Below are 247 nucleotides of genomic sequence, written 5' to 3'. Positions count from 1 at the left end.
CGATGAATCGGCCAACCCGGACGGCGTCCACCAGGTCGAACGAGAGCACCCCCGGCATCCGGCGCATCTGCGCCGACGCCACCGGTTACGCGGGGTCCTCGGGCCGCCAGGGCCAACGCACGGCGGTCACGTCCGCCCGGCCGGCGAGCAGTTCGGCGACGGCGGCGGCGTTCGCGCTCTGACGGGCCAGACGCAGGTCGAGAGTGGCCAGCGACCGGTGTGCCAGCCAGGCGTCGAACGCGCCCGG

General features: G+C 74.9%; 1 pseudogene. It reads right to left on the bottom strand.

What is annotated here, in order from left to right:
- Window positions 1-247 (bottom strand): annotated as a pseudogene (locus C7C45_RS33340) (PLP-dependent transferase); the annotation flags it as partial.

The organism is Micromonospora arborensis (assembly GCF_003205615.1).
Classification (GTDB): Bacteria; Actinomycetota; Actinomycetes; order Mycobacteriales; family Micromonosporaceae; genus Micromonospora; species Micromonospora arborensis.
This window is presented reverse-complemented; position numbering and strand designations above follow the sequence as displayed.